Here is an 18,008-nt window from a genome sequence, read left to right as displayed (position 1 = left end):
CTCAGGTGCCGACGATACCGCCGTCCCGCCGCCGCACCACCACCGTGGCCGACCTCGGACGCGCGCTGCCGGGCGCGGCGCCATCGGGCCACGCGCTGTTGGGCACGTTGCTGCCGGATATGCGTGTCTCGCCCGGATGCTGGATGTTGACGAAGAGACTGCGGCGGTCGGGTGTCACGACGCAGCCGGTGATCTCGCAGCCGCCCGGGCCGACCAGGAAGCGCTTGATGCGCCCGCTCGCAGGGTCGGCGCAGAGCATCTGGTTGTTGCCGAATGCGGCCATCGGTCCCTTGCCGATGGTGCGGCCACCCATGTCGGTCTGTATCCACAGCAGGCCGCCGGCGTCAAAGTGCAGTCCGTCAGGGCAGCCGAAGATATCCGCGTCATCGTTGGGGTAGCGTGCGCCGGCACCGGGCACTTCGGGATCGCCCGCCAGCGCGAAATGGTCCCAGGCGAAGGTCGTACTGGCGGCATCGTGGCCGTCTTCGCGCCAGCGCAGGATGCCGCCGAAGATGTTGTTCGCGCGCGGGTTGGCGGCATCCGGCGCCGGCTGGCCAGGCCGGCCTCGCTGGCTGTTGTGGGTGAGGGTGACGTACACCTCGCCGGTGGCCGGATGCACGGCGATCCATTCGGGGCGGTCCATCTTCGTCGCGCCGACGATGTCGCCTGCAAGCCGCGCGTGGATCAGAACCTCGGCCTGGTCAGCGAAACCGCTCTCCCGGTCGACGCCATGGGCGCCGTGCCGCAGTTCGAGCCATCGGCCGCGCCCATCGGGGTCGAAACGCGCGACGTAGAGGCTGCCTTCATCGAGCAAACGGCTGTTTGCCGCGCTGCCGCCAGGGCGCACCTTATCGCGGCTCACGAACTTGTAGATGTATTCGAAGGCCGAGTCGTCGCCCATGTACACGGCGACCCGGCCGTCCTTCGTCACCGTGCAGGTTGCGCTTTCCTGGTGCTTGCGGCCCAGGGCGGTGCGCTTGACAGGCGTGGAGGTCGGATCGAACGGGTCGATTTCCACCACCCAGCCGAAGCGGTTGGCCTCGTTGGGATGGCGCGTGAGATCGAAGCGTTCTTCGAAACGCCAATACTCGGTCCACGAGTTTCCGCTCACGGTGCCGTAGCGGCGTTGCGCTGGCGTGGCCCGATTTGCCGACGCCTTCGGCCCGCCGAAGTAGGCCTGGAAGTTTTCCTCGCAAGTCAGATAGGTGCCCCATGGCGTGACGCCCATCGCGCAGTTGGCGAAGGTGCCGGACACGCGATCGCCCCCGGCGTTGTAGTCGGTGCGCATCAGCGGAGCACCCGCCGCCGGCCCGGCGATGCGCATGGGCGTCGCGCCGTGCACGCGCCTGGCGTACCGCGACGGAAGCACCTGGCGCCAGCCTGCGGGCGTGAGTTCGACTTCGATCACCGAGACACCCATCGCATGCAGCGACTTGCGCACTTTCTCAGCCGTCCATGGCTGCGCGCCGTCGGTATGGAGCAACTGGTCGTCGGTGTACTCGTGGTTCATCACGACCAGCCCGCGATCGGTGCGGCCTTCGAGCGCGAAGAAGTGCATTCCGTCGTGATGCATGCCCGCCTGCACTGCCTGATCGGCGGCGCTGTTGGAGGCGTCGGGCGCAAACGCCGGCATGGAGCCGGCGATGCCGGTCGGCGCTCCCCAGGGATAAAGCACCTGCGCCTCGTATTCAGGCGGCACGGTCACGGCATCGCGCAACGTGGCCTCCACCGCGGTGAAACCCAGCCGGCCGTCGCCCGGCGTCGCCGAGGCGCGTGCTTCGCCCAGCAGCGAAACAACGGCGGCTGCAGCGCCCGACTGGAGGAACCGGCGACGATCGAAAGGCATGGCAGAACTGTTGGCTGAGCGACACCGCGATCATCGCCGAGCGCCCATACTTCAGGCAAAACCTCAGGCAAAACCCAGGAGACTTCCCCATGAACGATCGCATCGAATCCATCCGCCACGCCGATGGCGTCGTCGAACTGCACTTGGCCCGCGCCGACAAGATGAACGCGCTCGACCCGGCAATGTTCGACGCACTCATCGACGCCGGCAGCCGCCTGCGGGACGACACCAGCGTGCGCGCCGTAGTCATCGCCGGCCGCGGCAAGGCGTTCTGCGCGGGGCTCGACATGGAATCATTTGCAAAGATGCAAGGGCAAGGCGGCGGCATCGTGGGTGAATCCTCGGCCGGCAAGGACCTGATCGAGCGAACGCATGGCATATCCAATGCCGCGCAGTACGTCGCCATGGTCTGGCGCGACATGCCGGTCCCGGTGATTGCGGCGGTGCACGGCGTCGCCTTCGGGGGCGGCTTGCAAGTGGCGCTGGGCGCCGACCTGAGGCTGGTCGCGGCGGACACCCGGATGTCCGTGATGGAAATCAAGTGGGGCCTGGTCCCGGACATGGCCGGCATGGTGCTGATGCGCGAGCTGGCCCGCAACGACGTTCTGCGCGAACTCACCTTCACCGGCCGCATCTTCTCCGGCGAAGAAGCGGTGCGGCTCGGCCTTGCCACACGCGTGGCGGCCGACCCGCTGGCCGAGGCGCTCGAAATGGCGCGCGAGATCGCCCGGAAGAGCCCCGATGCGATTCGTGCAGGCAAGCGCCTGCTCAACGCGGCCATGAGCCACAGTGCCGCGGACCTTCTGCTCGCCGAGTCCGTGGAGCAGAAGGCGCTGATCGGCAGCCCGAACCAGGGCGAAGCCGTGCGCGCCAACATGGAGCGTCGCGCACCGGTTTTCAGCAACGCGCAAGCGCTCTGAAGAAGCCGGAAAGCGCACGGCGCGCAGGCATACTCCGTCCGTGCCCATGCATCTTCTTCATCGCCTGGCAGCGCAGGAGCTGCCCGTAGCCGTCACGTCCGGCGCGCAGGTCGACGCCGTTCGCGTGCTGAGCCTTGCCGGCCATGTGAGGGCGAGCATTCCCAAACCGATTCGCACGCTGGAGGGCTACCAGCAGCCGCCGGCCGTCGTCAACGAGATCACGTCGCTCGGCCGAAGCATGCTCAGGCGCTTCCCGCTCCGCTAAGGGTTTGCCCGAACGGGGCGCGAGGCCGCGGCTGCGCTGGCAGACAGTTCGGCTGCAAATGTCCTATTGACGGAACAAAGGAACGCCGTGACGATTGGGGCCCATGTCCCAGATGCCACTGCCGAAGTACCACCAGATCTATCTGCTGTTGTGCGAGCAGCTCGCTGAGGGGCGCTTCGCCGACGGCTTGCCGGGCGAGTTCGCGCTGATGGAGGAATTCGGCGTCTCGCGCGTCACCGTGCGGCGGGCCCTCGAGAAGATGGCTGCCGATGGCCTGATTTCGCGCGAGCCTGGGCGCGGCACGCGACCGATCCGCACGGCGACGCCGTCAATGGGCGAGGGCGGCCAGGGCATCAGCGTGCAACGGGCCAACTTGGGCGGCCTGCTCGAAAACCTCGTCAGCATGGGGCTGCGAACCTCGGTCAAGGTGATCGATGTGCAGACCGTCACGGCTTCGGCGAGCGTCGCTGCCGCACTGCAGCTGAATCTGGGCGATGCCGTGCAGAAGGCGGTGCGCGTGCGATCGACACGCGAAGGCCCGCTTTCGCACATCACCACTTACGTGCCTGCCGAAGTCGCGCGCCAGTTCGGCCGGCGCGAGCTGGCACGCAAGCCGATCCTGGTGCTGCTCGAGGAGGCCGGCGTGCAGGTCGGGCGTGCGCACCAGACCATCAGCGCCAAGCTGGCCGACGCCACGCTGGCCCAGCACCTGGACGTATCCGTCGGCTCCGCGCTGCTGGCCGTCCGGCGGCTCGTCTACGACGCCAATGAGCGGCCCGTGCAGTGGCTGCACGGCCTCTACCGGCCCGATCGCTACACCTACGAGATGCAGTTGTCCCGCGTCGGCGGCATCGACGCCAAGGTGTGGGTCAGCAAAGAGCTTTCCGCGCAATTCATTTAACCAACGAGGAGTCCCCATGGAAAACCGCCGCCGCTTTCTGTCGCAGACCGCCGCCCTCGGCACGTCGCTCGCGTTTCCGCTCGTGGGGGGCGCGCAGCCCAAGCCCGTGCGCGTCGGCGTGTTGCACCCGGTCACGGGCGCGCTCGCCTATTCGGGCCAGCAATGCCGGCTTGGCGCGCTGATGGCGATCGAGGACATCAACCAGGCCGGCGGCATCAAGTCGCTGGGTGGCGCCAAGCTCGAAGCGATGCTCGGCGACGCGCAATCGCAGCCGCAGGCCGGCGCGGCCGAAGTCGAGAAGATGAACGAAGCCGGCGTTTCGGCCATCGTCGGCGCTTTCGCGTCTGCGATCTGCCTCGCGACCACCCAGGCCGCCGCCAAATACAACCTGCCGCACGTGGTCGACGTCGGCGTGGCCGACCAGATCGTCGAGCGCGGCCTGAAGAACACCTTCCGCTTCGGCCCGGGCTACAAGAAGTCGACCGAAGTGGCGATGGCGAATCTGCTGGTGCTCAACAAGGCTGCGGGCAATCCGGCCAAGACGGTGATGATCATTCACGAAGACTCGCTCTTCGGCACCGGCACGGCCCAGTTGCTCTCGCGCGAACTGCCGGGCTACGGGTTCGAGGTGAAGGAAGTCGTGAAGCACGCGAACCCGACGCGGGACTTCAACAACATCGTGCTGCGCATGAAGTCCGTCAATCCGGACATCGTCATACCGGCCAACTATTACAACGAATACGCGTTGCTGGTGCGCACGATGCAGCAGCAGAAAGTGCAGCCCAAGGCGATCTTCTCGGTGCTGGGCGGCGCCGCATCGAGCTACAAGTTCGTCAAGGAATTTCCGGAAGCGGCCAACGGCATCATCGATTGCAACCACTGGTTCAACCCCAAGGACAAGCGCTCGCAGGAACTGCGCAAGCGCGTCGAGGCCAAGGGCCAGTTCTTCAGCTACGAGGTCTTCATGACCTACACCGCGATGGGGCTGCTGGCCGATGCGCTCGAGCGTGCCAAGTCGAGCGACCGCGCCGCAATCATCGACGCGCTGGAGAAGAGCACCTTCTCCAATCACATCATGCCGTACGGCCCGACCCAATTCGTCAATGGCCAGAACGGAGGGGCACAACCGCTCATGACGCAGGTCGCGAAGAACGACATCAAGGTCATCATCCCGCGCGAGTTCCGCGAAGTGGAGCCCTTGTTCCCGCTGCGCTCGGCCTGAAGAAGACGAGGCAAGATGCTCGACTTCGGCATTCTTTTTCCGTCGGTGCTCAACGGCCTGACGACCGGCGCGGTCTACGCCTTGATCGCGCTGGGGCTCACGCTGATCTACGGAGTCTTGCACATCATCAACTTCGCGCACGGCGCCTGCCTGATGCTGGCGCTCTACGCGGTTTACTTCCTCAAGGAAAACTGGGGCATCGACCCTTACCTGGCGTTGCCGATTGTGGTGCCGGGCATGTTCGCGCTCGGCTATGCGCTGCAGCGCATCGTCATCAACCGCGCCGGACACGGCAAGGACGAGAACATCCTGCTCGCGACGCTCGGCATCGCGATCGTGATGGAGAACCTTGCGCTGATCTTCTTCAAGTCGGACACGCGCAATATCGACACCGCGTATTCGCTGAGTACGGTGGCGATCGGCCCCGCGATGATCGCCGTGCCCAAGCTGGTGGCCTTCGCGGGGGCGCTGGTGGTGTCGGCGGTGCTGTTCTGGATCATGGGCCGCACCGATCTCGGGCGGGCCATCCGTGCGGTGGCGAAGGAGAAAGAGGGCGCCAAGCTCATGGGCATCGACGTCGACCATGTCTATGCGGTGAGCTTCGGCATCGGCCTGGCCTGCCTCGGTGCCGCGGCGTGCTTTCTGCTGCCGGCCTACTACGTGAATCCGCAAGTCGGCAGCGGCTTCGTGCTTGTGGCCTTCACCATCGTGGTGCTGGGCGGCATGGGCAGTTTCGTCGGTGCGCTCGTCGGTGGGTTTCTTGTCGGGATCGTCGAATCGTTGGGCGGTCTTTACCTCGGTGAATCGCTGGGGCAGATCGGCATCTTCGCGATCTTCATCGGTGTGGTGCTGTTCCGCCCTGAAGGCATGTTCGGAGCCAAGGCATGAGCGGCACCAACGTATCTGCTGCGGGTTTGCGCCAGTTGGGCGGCATCGCGCTTTTCACCGTGGTCGTCGCGTGCATCCCGCTGGTGACTTCGTCGGGCGTGGCACTCAACTTCGTGATGATGGCGCTCTATGCGACCCTGATCGCGCAGGCCTGGAACATCCTCGGCGGCTTCGGCGGGCAGTTCTCGTTCGGGCATGCGCTCTTCTTCGGAACGGGTGCGTATATCCAGGCGATTGCGCAACTGCAGGGCGGCATCAATGCCTGGGCCGCACTGCCGATGGCGGTACTGGGCAGTGCGCTGGTGGGGCTCTTCGTGGGCGCGCTCACTTTCCGATACGGGCTCAAGGGCTCCTACTTTGCGCTCGTCACGTTGGCCTTCGCCGAAGTGTTTCGCATCCTGGCGTCGTCGGTTCCTTTCACCGGGGGCGGCGTCGGCCTGATGGTCCCGTTGCGGGAATCGGCGGCCAACCTTCAGTTCGCATCGCGCAGTGGCTACCTCTGGGTCGTGCTCGCCTTCGTGACGGCCGCGTTGCTGGTGACCTGGTGGCTGCGCAACGGGCGATTCGGCGCCTATCTGCAGGCGGTTCGCGACAACGAGGACGCGGCGCGTGCGGTCGGTGTCGATCCGTTCCGCGTCAAGCTGGCGGCCATCGGCATCTCCGGTGCGTTCATGGGCGCTGCGGGTGCGTTCTACGTGCAGGTGTTCCAGTACATCGATCCGGGCATTGCCTACGGTTCAGGCACGTCGGTCGAAGCGCTGGTGGCGGCGATCGTCGGCGGCATGGGCACGCTCTGGGGGCCGGTGCTCGGCGCGGCGGTGCTGCATGTGCTGTCGGACTTCACGCGCAATCTCTTCGGCGAATTGCCGGGGATCAACATGGTCATTTACGGCACGGTGCTGGTGTTGATCGTGATCTTCCTACCGCGCGGAATCGCCGGCATGGGGCTGTCGGTGCGTCAATTGTGGGCAGGGAAGGGGAGCCGTCATGACTGAGCCTTTGCTGGCCCTGAGTGGCATTTCGCGATCCTTCGGTGGATTGAAGGCGGTGCAGGATGTGAGCCTCGCAGTGCGTGAGGGAAGCCTCAGTGCCTTGATCGGGCCGAATGGCGCGGGCAAGACCACGTTGTTCGCACTCATGTCGGGCTTCCTCAAGCCCGACTCCGGCACCGTTCTTTTCGCGGGGCAGGACATCACAGGCCGCGATCCGCATCGGAACGCACTGCTGGGCATGACGCGCACGTTCCAGATCGTCAAGCCTTTCGCAGCGCAGACGGTGCGCGAGAACATCGCCGTTGGCGCTCACCTGCACGTGCGCAACCGGACCGAAGCGTTGCGGCGCGCGGAAGAGGTCGCGCACCGGGTGGGCCTGGGCGCCCAACTCGACAAGCCGGCGTCCGATCTCACGGTCGCGGGTCGCAAGCGTCTCGAGTTGGCGCGCGCCCTGGCGACGCAGCCGCGACTGCTGCTGCTCGATGAGGTACTCGCGGGCCTCAACCCCCAAGAGATCGCGGAGATGATGCCGGTGGTGCGCGGCATTGCCGAGGGCGGAGTGACCGTGCTGATGATCGAGCACGTGATGCAGGCCGTGATGAATCTCGCCTCGCATGTCTGGGTGCTCGCGCAAGGGCAACTCATCGCAGAAGGCAGCCCCGCACAGGTGACTTCGAACGACAAGGTGGTCGAGGCGTATCTGGGCCACGGCACCGCGGCGCGGCTGCGCAAGGCCGCGGCAGCCAATGCCGTGCATGGAGTCATCGCATGACGTCGCTGCTCGATATTCGCGCGCTGCGCGGCGGCTATGGCCGCGTCGAAGTGCTGCGCGGCGTGGATCTGCAGGTCAACGCCGGAGAGATGGTCGCGCTGCTCGGCAGCAATGGGGCCGGCAAGTCGACGCTGAACAAGATGGTCTGCGGCCTTTGCCCCGCCTGGAGCGGCACCGTGCGCTTCGACGGCCACGACCTGAGTGGCGCGCACTATCGCGAAGTGGTCAAGGCCGGGCTCATCCAGGTGCCTGAGGGACGGAAGGTTTTCCCGAACCTCAGCGTGCTGGAGAACCTCGAGCTCGGCTCGTTCACCCGCGCCCGCGAGCGCCGCGCTGCCAATCTCGACAAGGTCTTCGACATCTTTCCGCGGCTGAAGGAGCGCATCAAGCAGCACGCCGGCACCATGAGCGGCGGCGAGCAGCAGATGCTCGCCATCGGCCGGGGCCTGATGGCGGAGCCGGTGCTGTTGATCCTCGACGAGCCTTCGTTGGGCTTGTCACCGCTGCTGGTCGAAGAGATGTTCTCGCTGATCCGCCAGCTTCGCGACGGCGGGCTCGCCGTGCTGCTGGTCGAGCAGAACGTCGGCCAGTCGCTGGAGATCGCGGACCGCGCCTACGTGCTCGAAAACGGCAGCGTGCGGTTCTCCGGCCTTCCGCAGGATTTGCTGGGCAGCGACGAACTGCGCCGCGCCTATCTCGGCCTTTGAGCCGCAAGACATCGTTCATCGTTCACGCACAAGGAGGCACGAAGATCGTGAAACGCAGAGACATCCTGATTTCGTCCGTCGCCGCCGCACTCGGAAGCGGCGCGCTCGCGCAGGTGGGCAAGGTGCCGGTTCGAATCCTCGTCGGCGCACCTGCCGGCGGATCGACCGACACACTGGCCCGCACACTCGCCGCCAGCATGGGGCCGGCGCTCGACAGGACAGTGATCGTCGAGAACCGCGCCGGTGCCGGCGGCAACATCGCCGCCGAGGCGGTCGCCAAGGCCGCGCCCGACGGCAACACACTGTTGATGAGCTTCACCAGCCATGCGATCAACGCGACGCTCTATCCGAAGCTGCCGTTTGATCCGGTCAAGGACTTCACCGCGCTGACCTGCGTTGCGACGTCGCCGTCGATCCTGGTCGCTCATCCGTCGGTGCAGGCGAACAACGTGAAGGAGCTGATCGCGCTCGCCAAGGCCAAGCCGGGCGAACTCAACTTCGCGATCGGCTCCGTGGGTTCATCGCTGCACATGGCAGGCGAAGCCTTCAAGATGCAGTCGGGCGTGGACATCGTGAACATTCCTTACCGCGGTACTGCGCCTGCCGTGCAAGATCTGCTGGCTGGCCAGGTGCAGTTGATGTTCGCGGCAGTCGGCAATGTGCAGCAGCACATCCAGGCCGGAAAGCTGAAGGCGCTGGGCGTCACTTCGGCCAAGCGGCTGCCCGCTTTTCCCGATGTCCAGGCCATCGCGGAAGTGCTGCCCGGGTACGAATCGAGCGCGTGGTTCGGCCTCTTCGGCCCCGCGCACATGGCGCCGGACGTCGTCAAGAAGATCAGCGACGCGGCCCGGCATGCCATCAAGCAGCCTGACATGCAGCGTCGCCTGGAAGCCGAAGGCGCGATCCCCGTCGGCAATTCGCCCGAAGAATTCGGCGCTTTCGTGCAGAGCGAGATCAAGCGCTGGGCAAAGGTCGTGAAGTTTTCGGGCGCCAAGCCGGAGTGATCGCCATGGCATCCGAACGAATTCCAGCCCGGACATTGGCGCAGAAGCTCATCGCACGTGCGAGCGGACGCGAGCAAGTGGCCGTGGGCGAGATCGTGACCTGCGCGGTCGACATGGCGATGTTTCACGATTCCTCGGGCCCGCGCAGGCTCCAGCCGATGCTCGAGGAACTCGGCGCCCAGATATGGGACCGCTCGCGCGTCGTGCTCGTGATGGACCACTACGTGCCCGAGCGCGACGAGGATTCGCGCCGCATCGTGCGCATTGCACGCGACTGGGCCCGCGACCAGCAACTGCCTCACGTCTACGACAGCCAGGGCATCTGCCACGTGGTGGTGCCGCAGCACGGCCACATTCGGCCGGGCATGCTGTGCGTCGGCGGCGATTCGCACTCGCCTACGGGCGGTGCCTTCGGGGCCTACATGTTCGGCGTGGGCAGCACCGAGATGCTCGGCGTGGTGGTCACCGGCAGCATCTGGCTGCGCGTGCCCGAGACCATCCAGATGTGGTGGGATGGCGCATTGACTCCTGGCGTTACGGCCAAGGACATGATGCTGCACATGATCGGCCGCTTCGGCATGAACGGCGGGCGCTATCAGGCGGTCGAGTTCGCCGGGCCGGCGGTGAAGGCGCTGTCGATGCAGGAGCGGATGACGCTGTCGAACATGAGCGCCGAACTCGGCGCCCAGGCCGGGCTGATCGCACCCGATGCCACCACTGCCGCCTTTCTCGCGGAAGCCGGCGCGCCCGAAGTGGACATGGCGCCCTGGTTCACGGACGACGGTGCCGAGTTGACGCGTCATCGTTTCGACGCGGCCACGCTGGAGCCGCATGTTGCCGCGCCACACAGCCCGGCCAATTCGCAAGGCGTGAGCCACTACGCCGATACGCCCATCGATGTGGCCTACATCGGCGCATGTACCGGCGCGAAGCTCGAAGACTTGCGTGCCGCTGCGCAGGTGCTGCGCGGGCACAAGGTTGCTTCGGGCGTTCGCTTGATCGTCGCGCCCGCCAGTATTCGTGACCAGGAGCAGGCGCGCGAGGAGGGTGTCTTGCAGGTGCTGATGGATGCCGGGGCCGAACTGTTTCCGACCGCGTGCGGCGCCTGTTCGGGCTACGGCGATCCGATGGGGGACGACATCACTGTCATCTCCACCACTGCCCGCAACTTCAAGGGACGCATGGGGTCGCCGACGGCGCAGGTCTATCTGGCCTCGCCCTACACCGTGGCTGCAGCGGCTTTGCGTGGCCGAGTGACCGATCCTCGCGAGGTGCTGCAATGACCGCCGGAACCAAGCACCGCGTCTGGCGCCTTGGTGCCGACATCGACACCGACGTGCTCGCGCCCGGCCACGCGATGAAACACGGCATCGACCGCATCGCGCAGTACTGCCTCGAATCGGTCCGGCCGGAATTCGCCCGCGAGGTGCGGCCGGGCGACGTGATCGTGGCGGGCCCTAACTTCGGCATCGGCTCTTCACGGGAGCAGGCCGCTGCCGTGCTGGTCCAGCTCGGCGTGGCTGCGGTGATCGCCCCGTCCTACAGCGGGCTGTATTTCCGCAACGCGTTCAATGTCGGGCTGCTGCTGCTGACCTGCGCCGAAGCCGAATCGCTGCAGGACGGCGATCGCATCGAACTCGACACCCGCACGCCTGCCGTGCGCACCGCTGATGCGCGCACGCTCGCCTGTGAACCGGTTCCAGGATTCCTGATGGACATGGTCGATGCCGGTGGCTTGCTGCGGCTGCTGCGCCGACAGATGGCGGACGGAAGGAGAGCCGATGCGCACTGAGGACGACGATCCGCAACGCGCCGTCCTGCAGGCCACGGTGGCGCTGCACGCGGCGCAGCCGGCCACGGCAGAGGCTGCGTTGCAGGCTCGGCGCCTGCTCGTCGATACGGTCGGCTGCGCGCTCGCGGGCCGGCATGCGGATGAAGTTCGGCGCCTCGAAGCTGCGCTGGCCGCCTGCGAGCCGGGCGATTTTGCGTTTCCCGGCGGCCGGTTGCTGAGCGTGCAGTCCGCCGCGCAGGTCGTGGCCATGGCCGCGACCTGGGACGAAGCCTGCGAAGGCCACGCGCTCGCGCACGGCCGGCCCGGAGTGCCGCTGGTGGCGGCGCTGCTGCCGCTCGCGCTGCGGCGCGGCGCCAGTCTTGGCGAGTTCATCGACGCCTTCGTGCTCGGCTACGAAATCGGTGCGCGCTGCGGCGCGTGGATGCGCATCCTGCCCGGCATGCATGTCGACGCAAACTGGCCCGCGCTCGGCGTGGCTGCGGGTGTCGCGCGGCTGCTGGGCCTGCCTCCGGCGGGCATCACGCAGGCTGTCGACATCGCGGCCTGCCAACTGGCGACCAGCCTCTACCTGCCGGTGCGGGAGGGCCGCACTGCGCGCAATACCTACCTCGGCCACAGTGCATCGCTGGGGCTGCAAGCGGCCTTCGCGAGCCTGGCCGGGATCGACGCACCGGCCGGTGCGCTGACGCACTACGCGCTCGAGCATTCGGCCGCGGCTGCGCAGCCGTTGCCGGACGCGGCGACGCTGCTGCTGCGCGACGCCTACCTCAAGCCTTTCGCGGCCGTGCGTCACGTGCACTATGGCGCGACTGCCGCGCGCCGCATCCGCGAACAACTGGTCCACGGCACCGCCGGCATCCGTCGCATCGTGCTGAAGGTGTACGAGGAAGCCATCGTCTATTGCGGCAACCGCGCACCGCGCACGCCGATCCAGGCGCAGTTCAGCCTGTCGTTCGGGATCGCAGGGATGCTGTGCTTCGGTGATGTCGATCCGTCGCTCTACGCCGCGCCGCGTTTTGAAGACCCCGAGCTCCGCCGCCTCGAAGCGCTTGTGGTGCTGGAGCCCGATGCCGAACTCACCGCGCGCAAGCAGCGCGGCGCCACGCTCACGGTGACGCACGACAGCGGCACGTTCGAAGAAGCCGTCGGCGTCATCGCGGGCGACGCCGCCAGCCCGCTCGACCGCGCGGCGCTCGCCGCCAAGTTCACTCACTACGCCGCGCACAGCGTGGCCGGCCCGCTGGCCGCTCGCTTCTGCGACGGCGTGCTCGACGCTTCCGCCGACACCCCTCTCGGCGCACTGTGGCGGCAGCTCGCCGCCTGACCCGATCCACTCTCCCTGCCCACCACCATGAAACTTCTGCGCCACCTTGCCAGCACGCTGCTCATCTGTCTGCCGCTCCTCGCGGCGGCGCAGGCGGGCGACTTCCCGAACAAGCCGATCCGGCTGGTCGTGCCCTTCCCACCGGGCGGGGCCACCGACGCGGCGGCACGCCTCGTCGCGGTGAAGATGAGCGAGCACTGGGGACAGCCGGTGGTGGTCGACAACCGAGCGGGTGCGGGCGGCAACGTGGGCTCCGACCTCGTCGCCAAGTCGGCGCCGGACGGCTACACGCTGGTGATGGGCGTGACCGGCTCGCATGCCATCAACACCTCGCTCTACAGCAAGATGCCCTATGACCCCGTGACCGACTTCGTCGCCATCAGCCAGGTTGCGGTGGTGCCCAACGTGCTGGTGGTGCATCCGTCGGTGCCGGCCCACAACCTCGCCGAACTCGTGGCGCTTGCGAAGAAAGAACCCGGCAAGCTCAACTACGCGTCGCTCGGTAACGGCACGGCAGCGCACCTCGGCATGGAGATGCTCAAGGCCGACGCCGGCGTCGACATCACGCACGTGCCCTACAAAGGCAGCGCGCCGGCCGTGGCCGACCTGCTCGCGGGCCAGGTGCAGATGATGGTCGACGGCCTGCCGTCGGCGCTACCGCACGTCAAGGCCGGCAAGCTGCGCGCCATTGCGCTCACCAGCCTGCACCGTGCGCCCGCGTTGCCGGACCTGCCGACCATCGCGGAAACCTACCCGGGCTTCTATGCCGATGCCTGGTCGGGCCTGTTCGTGCCCAAGGGCACGCCGCAGCCCGTGGTCGACAAGCTCTCCGCGGAAGTGCAACGCATCCTGAAGCTGCCCGACGTGCGCGAGAAACTCGCCGGGCTGGGCGCCGAGCCCGTTGGCTCCACGCAGGCGGAATTCAGCGCGCACGTCAAGCGCGAGATCGACAAATGGGCCAAGGTCGTGAAGACCAGCGGCGCCAAGGTGGACTGAACCATGAACGACACACTCGACCCCGTCACGCTCGCAGTCCTGCGCGGCCGCCTCGAACAGGTGGCCGATGAAATGGACGCGACGCTTTATCGCAGCGCCTTCAATCCGATCATTGCCGAGGCGCACGATGCCTGCCATGGGCTCTATGACGCCACCACGGGCGACACGCTCGTGCAGGGCAAGTCGGGGCTGCCGGTGTTCGTCGGTGCGATGGCTTTCGCGGTGCGCGCGACCATGGCGGCAGCCGAGCCGCGCGGCGGCATGCGAGACGGCGACATATGGATCAGCAACGACGCCTACGACGGCGGCACGCACGCCAACGACTTCAAGCTGGTGCGGCCCTTCTTTCGCAATGGCAAGCTGTATTGCCACATGGCTTCGGCCGCGCATTGGCACGATGTCGGCGGCGCGGTGCCCGGCAACTACAACCCCGCCGCGACCGAATGCTGGCAGGAGGCGGTGCAGATTCCGCCGGTGCGCATCGTGCGCGGTGGTGAACTCGATCGCGACGTGCTTGCCATCCTGCAGGCCAACACGCGCCTGCCGGACAGCCTCTGGGGCGACCTCAACGGCCAGCTCGCCGCGCTGGAGCTGGGCGCGCGGCGGCTCAACGGTTTGCTCGACGAGTACGGCGATGACCTCGTGCTGGAGGCCCTGCGCGAGTTGCGCAGCCGTGCATTGCGCCTGATGCGCTCGCACATTGCGTCGTTGCCCGACGGCCGCTACAGCTTCGAGGACGTGCTCGACAACGACGGCATCACCAACGACCCGCTGACGATTGCGCTGGACATGACCGTCGCGGGCGACCGGCTGCTGCTCGACTTTTCCCGCACCTCACCGCAGTGCGCGGGGCCTGTGAACATCTCGCGCGCGACCGCCATTGCGGCTTGCTACGTCGCGCTCAAGCATCTCTTCCCCGATGTGCCGGCGAACGCGGGCGTGCTCGATGCGGTGGACTTCGTCATTCCCGACCGGCTGGTGATCAGCGCGGAGAGGCCGCGGCCGGTCGGCGGCTACACGGAAACCATCCTGCGCATGATCGACGTGATCTTCAGCGCCGCGGCCAAGGCCGATCCGACGCGCGCCGTGGCGCAGGCCTACGGCACCATCAATGCGCTTTCCATCGCAGGGCATCGCAGCGACAAGGGGCGCGAGGGCCAGCGCTGGGTGATGTTCAGCTTCTTCGGCGGCGGCCATGGCGGGCATTCGGGCGGGGACGGGCTTTCGCACGGCAACGCGCCGATTTCCACCGCGACGATTCCGCCGCTGGAGATTCTGGAAGCCGCGTATCCGGTGCGCTTCACCGAATGGTCGCTGCGCGCCGACTCCGGCGGCGACGGTCAGTACCGTGGCGGGCTCGGCGCGGTCTATGAAATCGAACTGCTCGAAAAGGATGCCGAAGTGTTCGTCTTCGGCGAACGCGGCACCTCGCCACCGAAGGGAATCGCGGGCGGCGGGTCGGGCGCGGTCAATGTCTTTCGCTATGAAAACGAAGGTGCCTGGCATGAACCGCCGATGGTCTCCAAGATGCGCGGAATCCAGCTTGCGCGCGGCGAACGCGTGCGGCTCGAAACGCCAGGCGGAGGCGGTTGGGGCAGTGCGGCCGAGCGCCGTCCTGAACAGCGAGAACAGGATCGGGCCTTGGGCTACGTGACCCACGACACCGCGACCACCCCCATCTCTCCGCAGAAGAAGGCTTCCGAATGATACCCACAGGCAAATCCAGCGAATCCCTTGTCGTGGGCGTCGACGTCGGCGGCACGTTCACTGATCTTTTCGTGCTCGACGAGGCAAGCGGCACGGCGCGCATCGTCAAGGTGCCGTCCACGCGCGGCGAAGAGGCACGCGGCTTCATGAACGGTGTGGCGCGCGTGGCCGACTCGGCTGCCGCCATTGCCACCATCGTGCATGGCACCACGGTCGGCACCAACGCGCTGCTGGAACGAAAGGTCGCGCGCACCGGCATCATCACCACGCGCGGCTTTCGCGATGTGCTCGAAATGCGCCGCCGCGACCGCCCTCAGACCTGGGGCCTGCGCGGCAGCTTCCTGCCAGTCGTGCCGCGCGACCTGCGGCGCGAAGTGGACGAACGCGTGCTGGCCGATGGCACGCTGCATACCCCCGTCGACCTCGATCAGATTCGGGCAGAGGCGCGAGCGTTGCTGTCCGAAGGCTGCGAGGCGGTTTGCGTGTTCTTCATCAACACCTACGCGAACCCGGAAAACGAACGGCTCGCAGTGGCGGCCGTGCGCGAGATCTGGCCCAACGCGCACGTGACGTCCGCCAGCGAAGTGCTGCCGGAGATCCGCGAGTTCGAGCGATGCTCGACTGCAACGCTCAACGCCGCACTGCAGCCTGTGGTGGGCAGCTATCTCTCCCGGCTTGAATCGGATCTGCGCAATCAGGGCTTCGCGGGCGAATTGCTGGTGGTGCAGAGCAACGGCGGCGTGATGTCCCGCCAGACGGCGAGCGACTTGCCCGTGCGCACGGCGCTATCGGGCCCCGCGGCGGGCGTGATTGCATGCGCGGCGATTGCGCGCGCGGCGGGCTTTCCGAATGCGATCACGGGCGACATGGGCGGGACATCGTTCGACGTCTCGCTGGTCGCCAATGGCGAGGCCGCGCTGGCCGCGCAGACGGCCATCGAATTCGGCATGGTGATTCGCTCGCCGATGATCCAGATCGAGACGATCGGCGCAGGCGGCGGTTCCATCGCATCCGTCGATGCGAGCGGCATGCTTCAGGTCGGCCCCGAGTCAGCGGGCAGCGTGCCGGGGCCGGCCTGCTATGGGCGGGGCAACATGCGCCCGACCGTGACGGATGCCAATGTGCTGCTCGGCCGGATCGCAGCCGATCGGCCACTCGGTGGTGGACTGCTTGCGGCGCTCGACGCCGAGAAGTCACGCCAGGCCATCGATGAACAAGTGGCGCAACCGCTGGGTCTCGACGTGTACGCGGCAGCAGAGGCGATCCTGACGGTTGCGAATGCGCGCATGGCGGGTGCGATCCGGCTGGTGTCGATCGAGCGCGGCCATGATCCGCGTCGTTTTGCCTACATGCCATTCGGTGGCGGCGGCGCCCTGCATGTGTGCGCCATGATGCGCGAGGTCGGCGTCGGCACAGGCATCGTGCCGCGCTACCCGGGAGTGACGTCGGCGCTGGGTTGCGTGATTGCAGACATGCGCCACGACGCCGTACAGACCATCAATCGACCGCTTGCCGAACTCGACGTGGGCGAACTGCAACGCCGCATCGACGAACTGGCGGCCAACTGCCAGCGACGGCTGGATTCGTCGGGCGTGCGCTTCGACGAAGTCCGCGAGATCGTCGCGCTGGACATGCTCTATGCGGGCCAGACGCACACACTGCCGGTGGAACTGCCCGATGCGCGCAGCAAGCCGCTGACGACCGTTTCGATCCGTGCGGCGTTCGAGGCGGCTTATGCGTCCGCCTTCGGCCGTGTGCTCGACGGCATTCCGATCCGCGTGATGAACCTGCGCTATGCCCGCATCGGCGTTCGGCCCAAGTTCGATCTTGCGGTGCTGGCGCCCGAAGGTGCTGGCAGCATAGAGCCGCTCGGCACGCAGCGCGTGTTCCACCACAAACAATGGCACGACGCGCTGCGCTATGCACGACTCGACTTGCCGGTCGGGACGCGCATCGACGGACCCGCGATCCTCGAACAAGCTGACACGACCGTGTGGCTGGAGCCCGGCTTCCATGGAGAGGTCGATGCGCACGGCAACCTGTTGGTGAGGCCTTCATGAGCAGCGGCGAACCGACCGCAGGGGCGAAGACGGCGCTGGTCATCATCGATCTGCAGAACGACTTCCTGGATCCGAACGGGGCCTATGCGCGCGGCGGTGACACCAATCCGCCTGCGCTGCTCTTGCCTACGCGGGTCGCCGAAGTCGCAGGCGCGCTGAAAGCCGCAGGCGGCATGGTGGTGGCGAGCCAGTTCACGCTGTGGCCCGATGCCAAAGGCGAGCCGATGGTGTCGCCCCACCTCAAGGCCCTGCGGCCGTACCTCCGCAAGGGCGATTTCGCGCCCGGCAGTTGGGGGCAGGCAAATGTCGACGCCCTGAAGGGACTGATCGACGTCACGGTCAGCAAGGTGGCCTATTCGGCTTTCTTCAACACTCAGCTCGACTGGGTGCTCCGCCGCGCCGGCATCGACACCGTGGCGGTCTGCGGCATCGTGACGAATGGCGGGGTCGCCAGCACCGTGCGCGATGCGCACATGCGCGACTACCGCACGCTGGTGCTCTCCGACGGCTGCGCGGCTTTCGGCGAAGAGCGGCATCAGACTTCGCTGGCCGACATGCGCAACGTGGCCGAGGTCACGGATTGCGCAGCTTTCGTGCATGCACTGCGATGAC

General features: G+C 66.9%; 17 protein-coding genes. 16 read left to right on the top strand and 1 reads right to left on the bottom strand.

The features are described from left to right. Position 1: 1 nt before the first annotated feature. Complete coding sequence (locus AC1DEK_RS02995; protein WP_478123699.1) at positions 2–1,846, bottom strand: PhoX family protein; 1,845 nt, start codon at positions 1,844–1,846, stop codon at positions 2–4. Positions 1,847–1,935: 89 nt separating this feature from the next. On the opposite strand from AC1DEK_RS02995, the gene AC1DEK_RS02990 reads away from it, so the two are divergent. The 16 genes from AC1DEK_RS02990 (at position 1,936) to AC1DEK_RS02915 (ending at position 18,007) form a co-directional block, all read left to right on the top strand. Continuing rightward, positions 1,936–2,766: a crotonase/enoyl-CoA hydratase family protein gene (locus AC1DEK_RS02990; protein ID WP_478123698.1), complete on the top strand. Its 831-nt coding sequence runs from the start codon at positions 1,936–1,938 to the stop codon at positions 2,764–2,766. Between the two features lie 40 nt (positions 2,767–2,806). Continuing rightward, entirely contained in the window at positions 2,807–3,031 is a 225-nt protein-coding gene (locus AC1DEK_RS02985) for a hypothetical protein (protein WP_478123697.1), read from the top strand. A gap of 112 nt (positions 3,032–3,143) precedes the next feature. Next, entirely contained in the window at positions 3,144–3,932 is a 789-nt protein-coding gene (locus tag AC1DEK_RS02980; protein WP_478123985.1) for a GntR family transcriptional regulator, read from the top strand. Positions 3,933–3,948: 16 nt separating this feature from the next. Continuing rightward, positions 3,949–5,154 (top strand): ABC transporter substrate-binding protein, encoded by a 1,206-nt coding sequence (locus tag AC1DEK_RS02975; protein ID WP_478123696.1) that lies wholly within the window; start codon positions 3,949–3,951, stop codon positions 5,152–5,154. Between the two features lie 15 nt (positions 5,155–5,169). Then, positions 5,170–6,042 carry a branched-chain amino acid ABC transporter permease gene (locus tag AC1DEK_RS02970; RefSeq protein WP_478123695.1) on the top strand — a complete coding sequence of 291 codons (873 nt, stop codon included), beginning with the start codon at positions 5,170–5,172 and terminating at the stop codon, positions 6,040–6,042. Continuing rightward, complete coding sequence (locus AC1DEK_RS02965; protein ID WP_478123694.1) at positions 6,039–7,037, top strand: branched-chain amino acid ABC transporter permease; 999 nt, start codon at positions 6,039–6,041, stop codon at positions 7,035–7,037. The genes AC1DEK_RS02970 and AC1DEK_RS02965 overlap by 4 nt, the downstream gene beginning before the upstream one ends. After that, positions 7,030–7,806 carry an ABC transporter ATP-binding protein gene (locus tag AC1DEK_RS02960; protein ID WP_478123693.1) on the top strand — a complete coding sequence of 259 codons (777 nt, stop codon included), beginning with the start codon at positions 7,030–7,032 and terminating at the stop codon, positions 7,804–7,806. Before AC1DEK_RS02965 ends, AC1DEK_RS02960 begins: the two co-directional genes overlap by 8 nt. Then, positions 7,803–8,513 carry an ABC transporter ATP-binding protein gene (locus AC1DEK_RS02955; protein ID WP_478123692.1) on the top strand — a complete coding sequence of 237 codons (711 nt, stop codon included), beginning with the start codon at positions 7,803–7,805 and terminating at the stop codon, positions 8,511–8,513. Before AC1DEK_RS02960 ends, AC1DEK_RS02955 begins: the two co-directional genes overlap by 4 nt. A 47-nt stretch (positions 8,514–8,560) precedes the next feature. Then, positions 8,561–9,517: a tripartite tricarboxylate transporter substrate binding protein gene (locus AC1DEK_RS02950; protein WP_478123691.1), complete on the top strand. Its 957-nt coding sequence runs from the start codon at positions 8,561–8,563 to the stop codon at positions 9,515–9,517. 5 nt (positions 9,518–9,522) lie between these two features. Next, on the top strand, positions 9,523–10,800 hold the full coding sequence (locus tag AC1DEK_RS02945; protein ID WP_478123690.1) for a 3-isopropylmalate dehydratase large subunit: 1,278 nt from the start codon (positions 9,523–9,525) through the stop codon (positions 10,798–10,800). Further along, the gene (locus AC1DEK_RS02940) at positions 10,797–11,309 is read left to right on the top strand and encodes a LeuD/DmdB family oxidoreductase small subunit (protein WP_478123689.1); all 513 of its coding nucleotides are present in this window, start codon (positions 10,797–10,799) and stop codon (positions 11,307–11,309) included. Before AC1DEK_RS02945 ends, AC1DEK_RS02940 begins: the two co-directional genes overlap by 4 nt. Further along, positions 11,299–12,633, top strand: a complete 1,335-nt coding sequence (locus tag AC1DEK_RS02935) for an MmgE/PrpD family protein (RefSeq protein ID WP_478123688.1) — start codon at positions 11,299–11,301, stop codon at positions 12,631–12,633. Before AC1DEK_RS02940 ends, AC1DEK_RS02935 begins: the two co-directional genes overlap by 11 nt. A 27-nt stretch (positions 12,634–12,660) precedes the next feature. After that, a complete protein-coding gene (locus AC1DEK_RS02930) occupies positions 12,661–13,629 on the top strand; it encodes a Bug family tripartite tricarboxylate transporter substrate binding protein (RefSeq protein WP_478123687.1) in 969 nt (322 codons plus the stop codon). Positions 13,630–13,632: 3 nt separating this feature from the next. Then, positions 13,633–15,336, top strand: a complete 1,704-nt coding sequence (locus AC1DEK_RS02925) for a hydantoinase B/oxoprolinase family protein (RefSeq protein ID WP_478123686.1) — start codon at positions 13,633–13,635, stop codon at positions 15,334–15,336. Beyond that, positions 15,333–17,396 (top strand): hydantoinase/oxoprolinase family protein, encoded by a 2,064-nt coding sequence (locus AC1DEK_RS02920; RefSeq protein WP_478123685.1) that lies wholly within the window; start codon positions 15,333–15,335, stop codon positions 17,394–17,396. Before AC1DEK_RS02925 ends, AC1DEK_RS02920 begins: the two co-directional genes overlap by 4 nt. After that, a complete protein-coding gene (locus AC1DEK_RS02915) occupies positions 17,393–18,007 on the top strand; it encodes a cysteine hydrolase family protein (RefSeq protein ID WP_478123684.1) in 615 nt (204 codons plus the stop codon). The genes AC1DEK_RS02920 and AC1DEK_RS02915 overlap by 4 nt, the downstream gene beginning before the upstream one ends. The last annotated feature ends 1 nt before the right edge of the window (position 18,008 follow it).

The organism is Variovorax sp. 10N420 (assembly GCF_056394705.1).
This window is presented reverse-complemented; position numbering and strand designations above follow the sequence as displayed.

Bases quoted from the DNA above. Each gene is read 5' to 3' on its own strand.
- AC1DEK_RS02995 (WP_478123699.1), bottom strand. From the start codon at position 1,846: ATGCCTTTCGATCGTCGCCGGTTCCTCCAGTCGGGCGCTGCAGCCGCC.
- AC1DEK_RS02990 (WP_478123698.1), top strand. From the start codon at position 1,936: ATGAACGATCGCATCGAATCCATCCGCCACGCCGATGGCGTCGTCGAA.
- AC1DEK_RS02980 (WP_478123985.1), top strand. From the start codon at position 3,144: ATGCCACTGCCGAAGTACCACCAGATCTATCTGCTGTTGTGCGAGCAG.
- AC1DEK_RS02975 (WP_478123696.1), top strand. From the start codon at position 3,949: ATGGAAAACCGCCGCCGCTTTCTGTCGCAGACCGCCGCCCTCGGCACG.
- AC1DEK_RS02970 (WP_478123695.1), top strand. From the start codon at position 5,170: ATGCTCGACTTCGGCATTCTTTTTCCGTCGGTGCTCAACGGCCTGACG.
- AC1DEK_RS02965 (WP_478123694.1), top strand. From the start codon at position 6,039: ATGAGCGGCACCAACGTATCTGCTGCGGGTTTGCGCCAGTTGGGCGGC.
- AC1DEK_RS02960 (WP_478123693.1), top strand. From the start codon at position 7,030: ATGACTGAGCCTTTGCTGGCCCTGAGTGGCATTTCGCGATCCTTCGGT.
- AC1DEK_RS02955 (WP_478123692.1), top strand. From the start codon at position 7,803: ATGACGTCGCTGCTCGATATTCGCGCGCTGCGCGGCGGCTATGGCCGC.
- AC1DEK_RS02945 (WP_478123690.1), top strand. From the start codon at position 9,523: ATGGCATCCGAACGAATTCCAGCCCGGACATTGGCGCAGAAGCTCATC.
- AC1DEK_RS02940 (WP_478123689.1), top strand. From the start codon at position 10,797: ATGACCGCCGGAACCAAGCACCGCGTCTGGCGCCTTGGTGCCGACATC.
- AC1DEK_RS02935 (WP_478123688.1), top strand. From the start codon at position 11,299: ATGCGCACTGAGGACGACGATCCGCAACGCGCCGTCCTGCAGGCCACG.
- AC1DEK_RS02930 (WP_478123687.1), top strand. From the start codon at position 12,661: ATGAAACTTCTGCGCCACCTTGCCAGCACGCTGCTCATCTGTCTGCCG.
- AC1DEK_RS02925 (WP_478123686.1), top strand. From the start codon at position 13,633: ATGAACGACACACTCGACCCCGTCACGCTCGCAGTCCTGCGCGGCCGC.
- AC1DEK_RS02920 (WP_478123685.1), top strand. From the start codon at position 15,333: ATGATACCCACAGGCAAATCCAGCGAATCCCTTGTCGTGGGCGTCGAC.
- AC1DEK_RS02915 (WP_478123684.1), top strand. From the start codon at position 17,393: ATGAGCAGCGGCGAACCGACCGCAGGGGCGAAGACGGCGCTGGTCATC.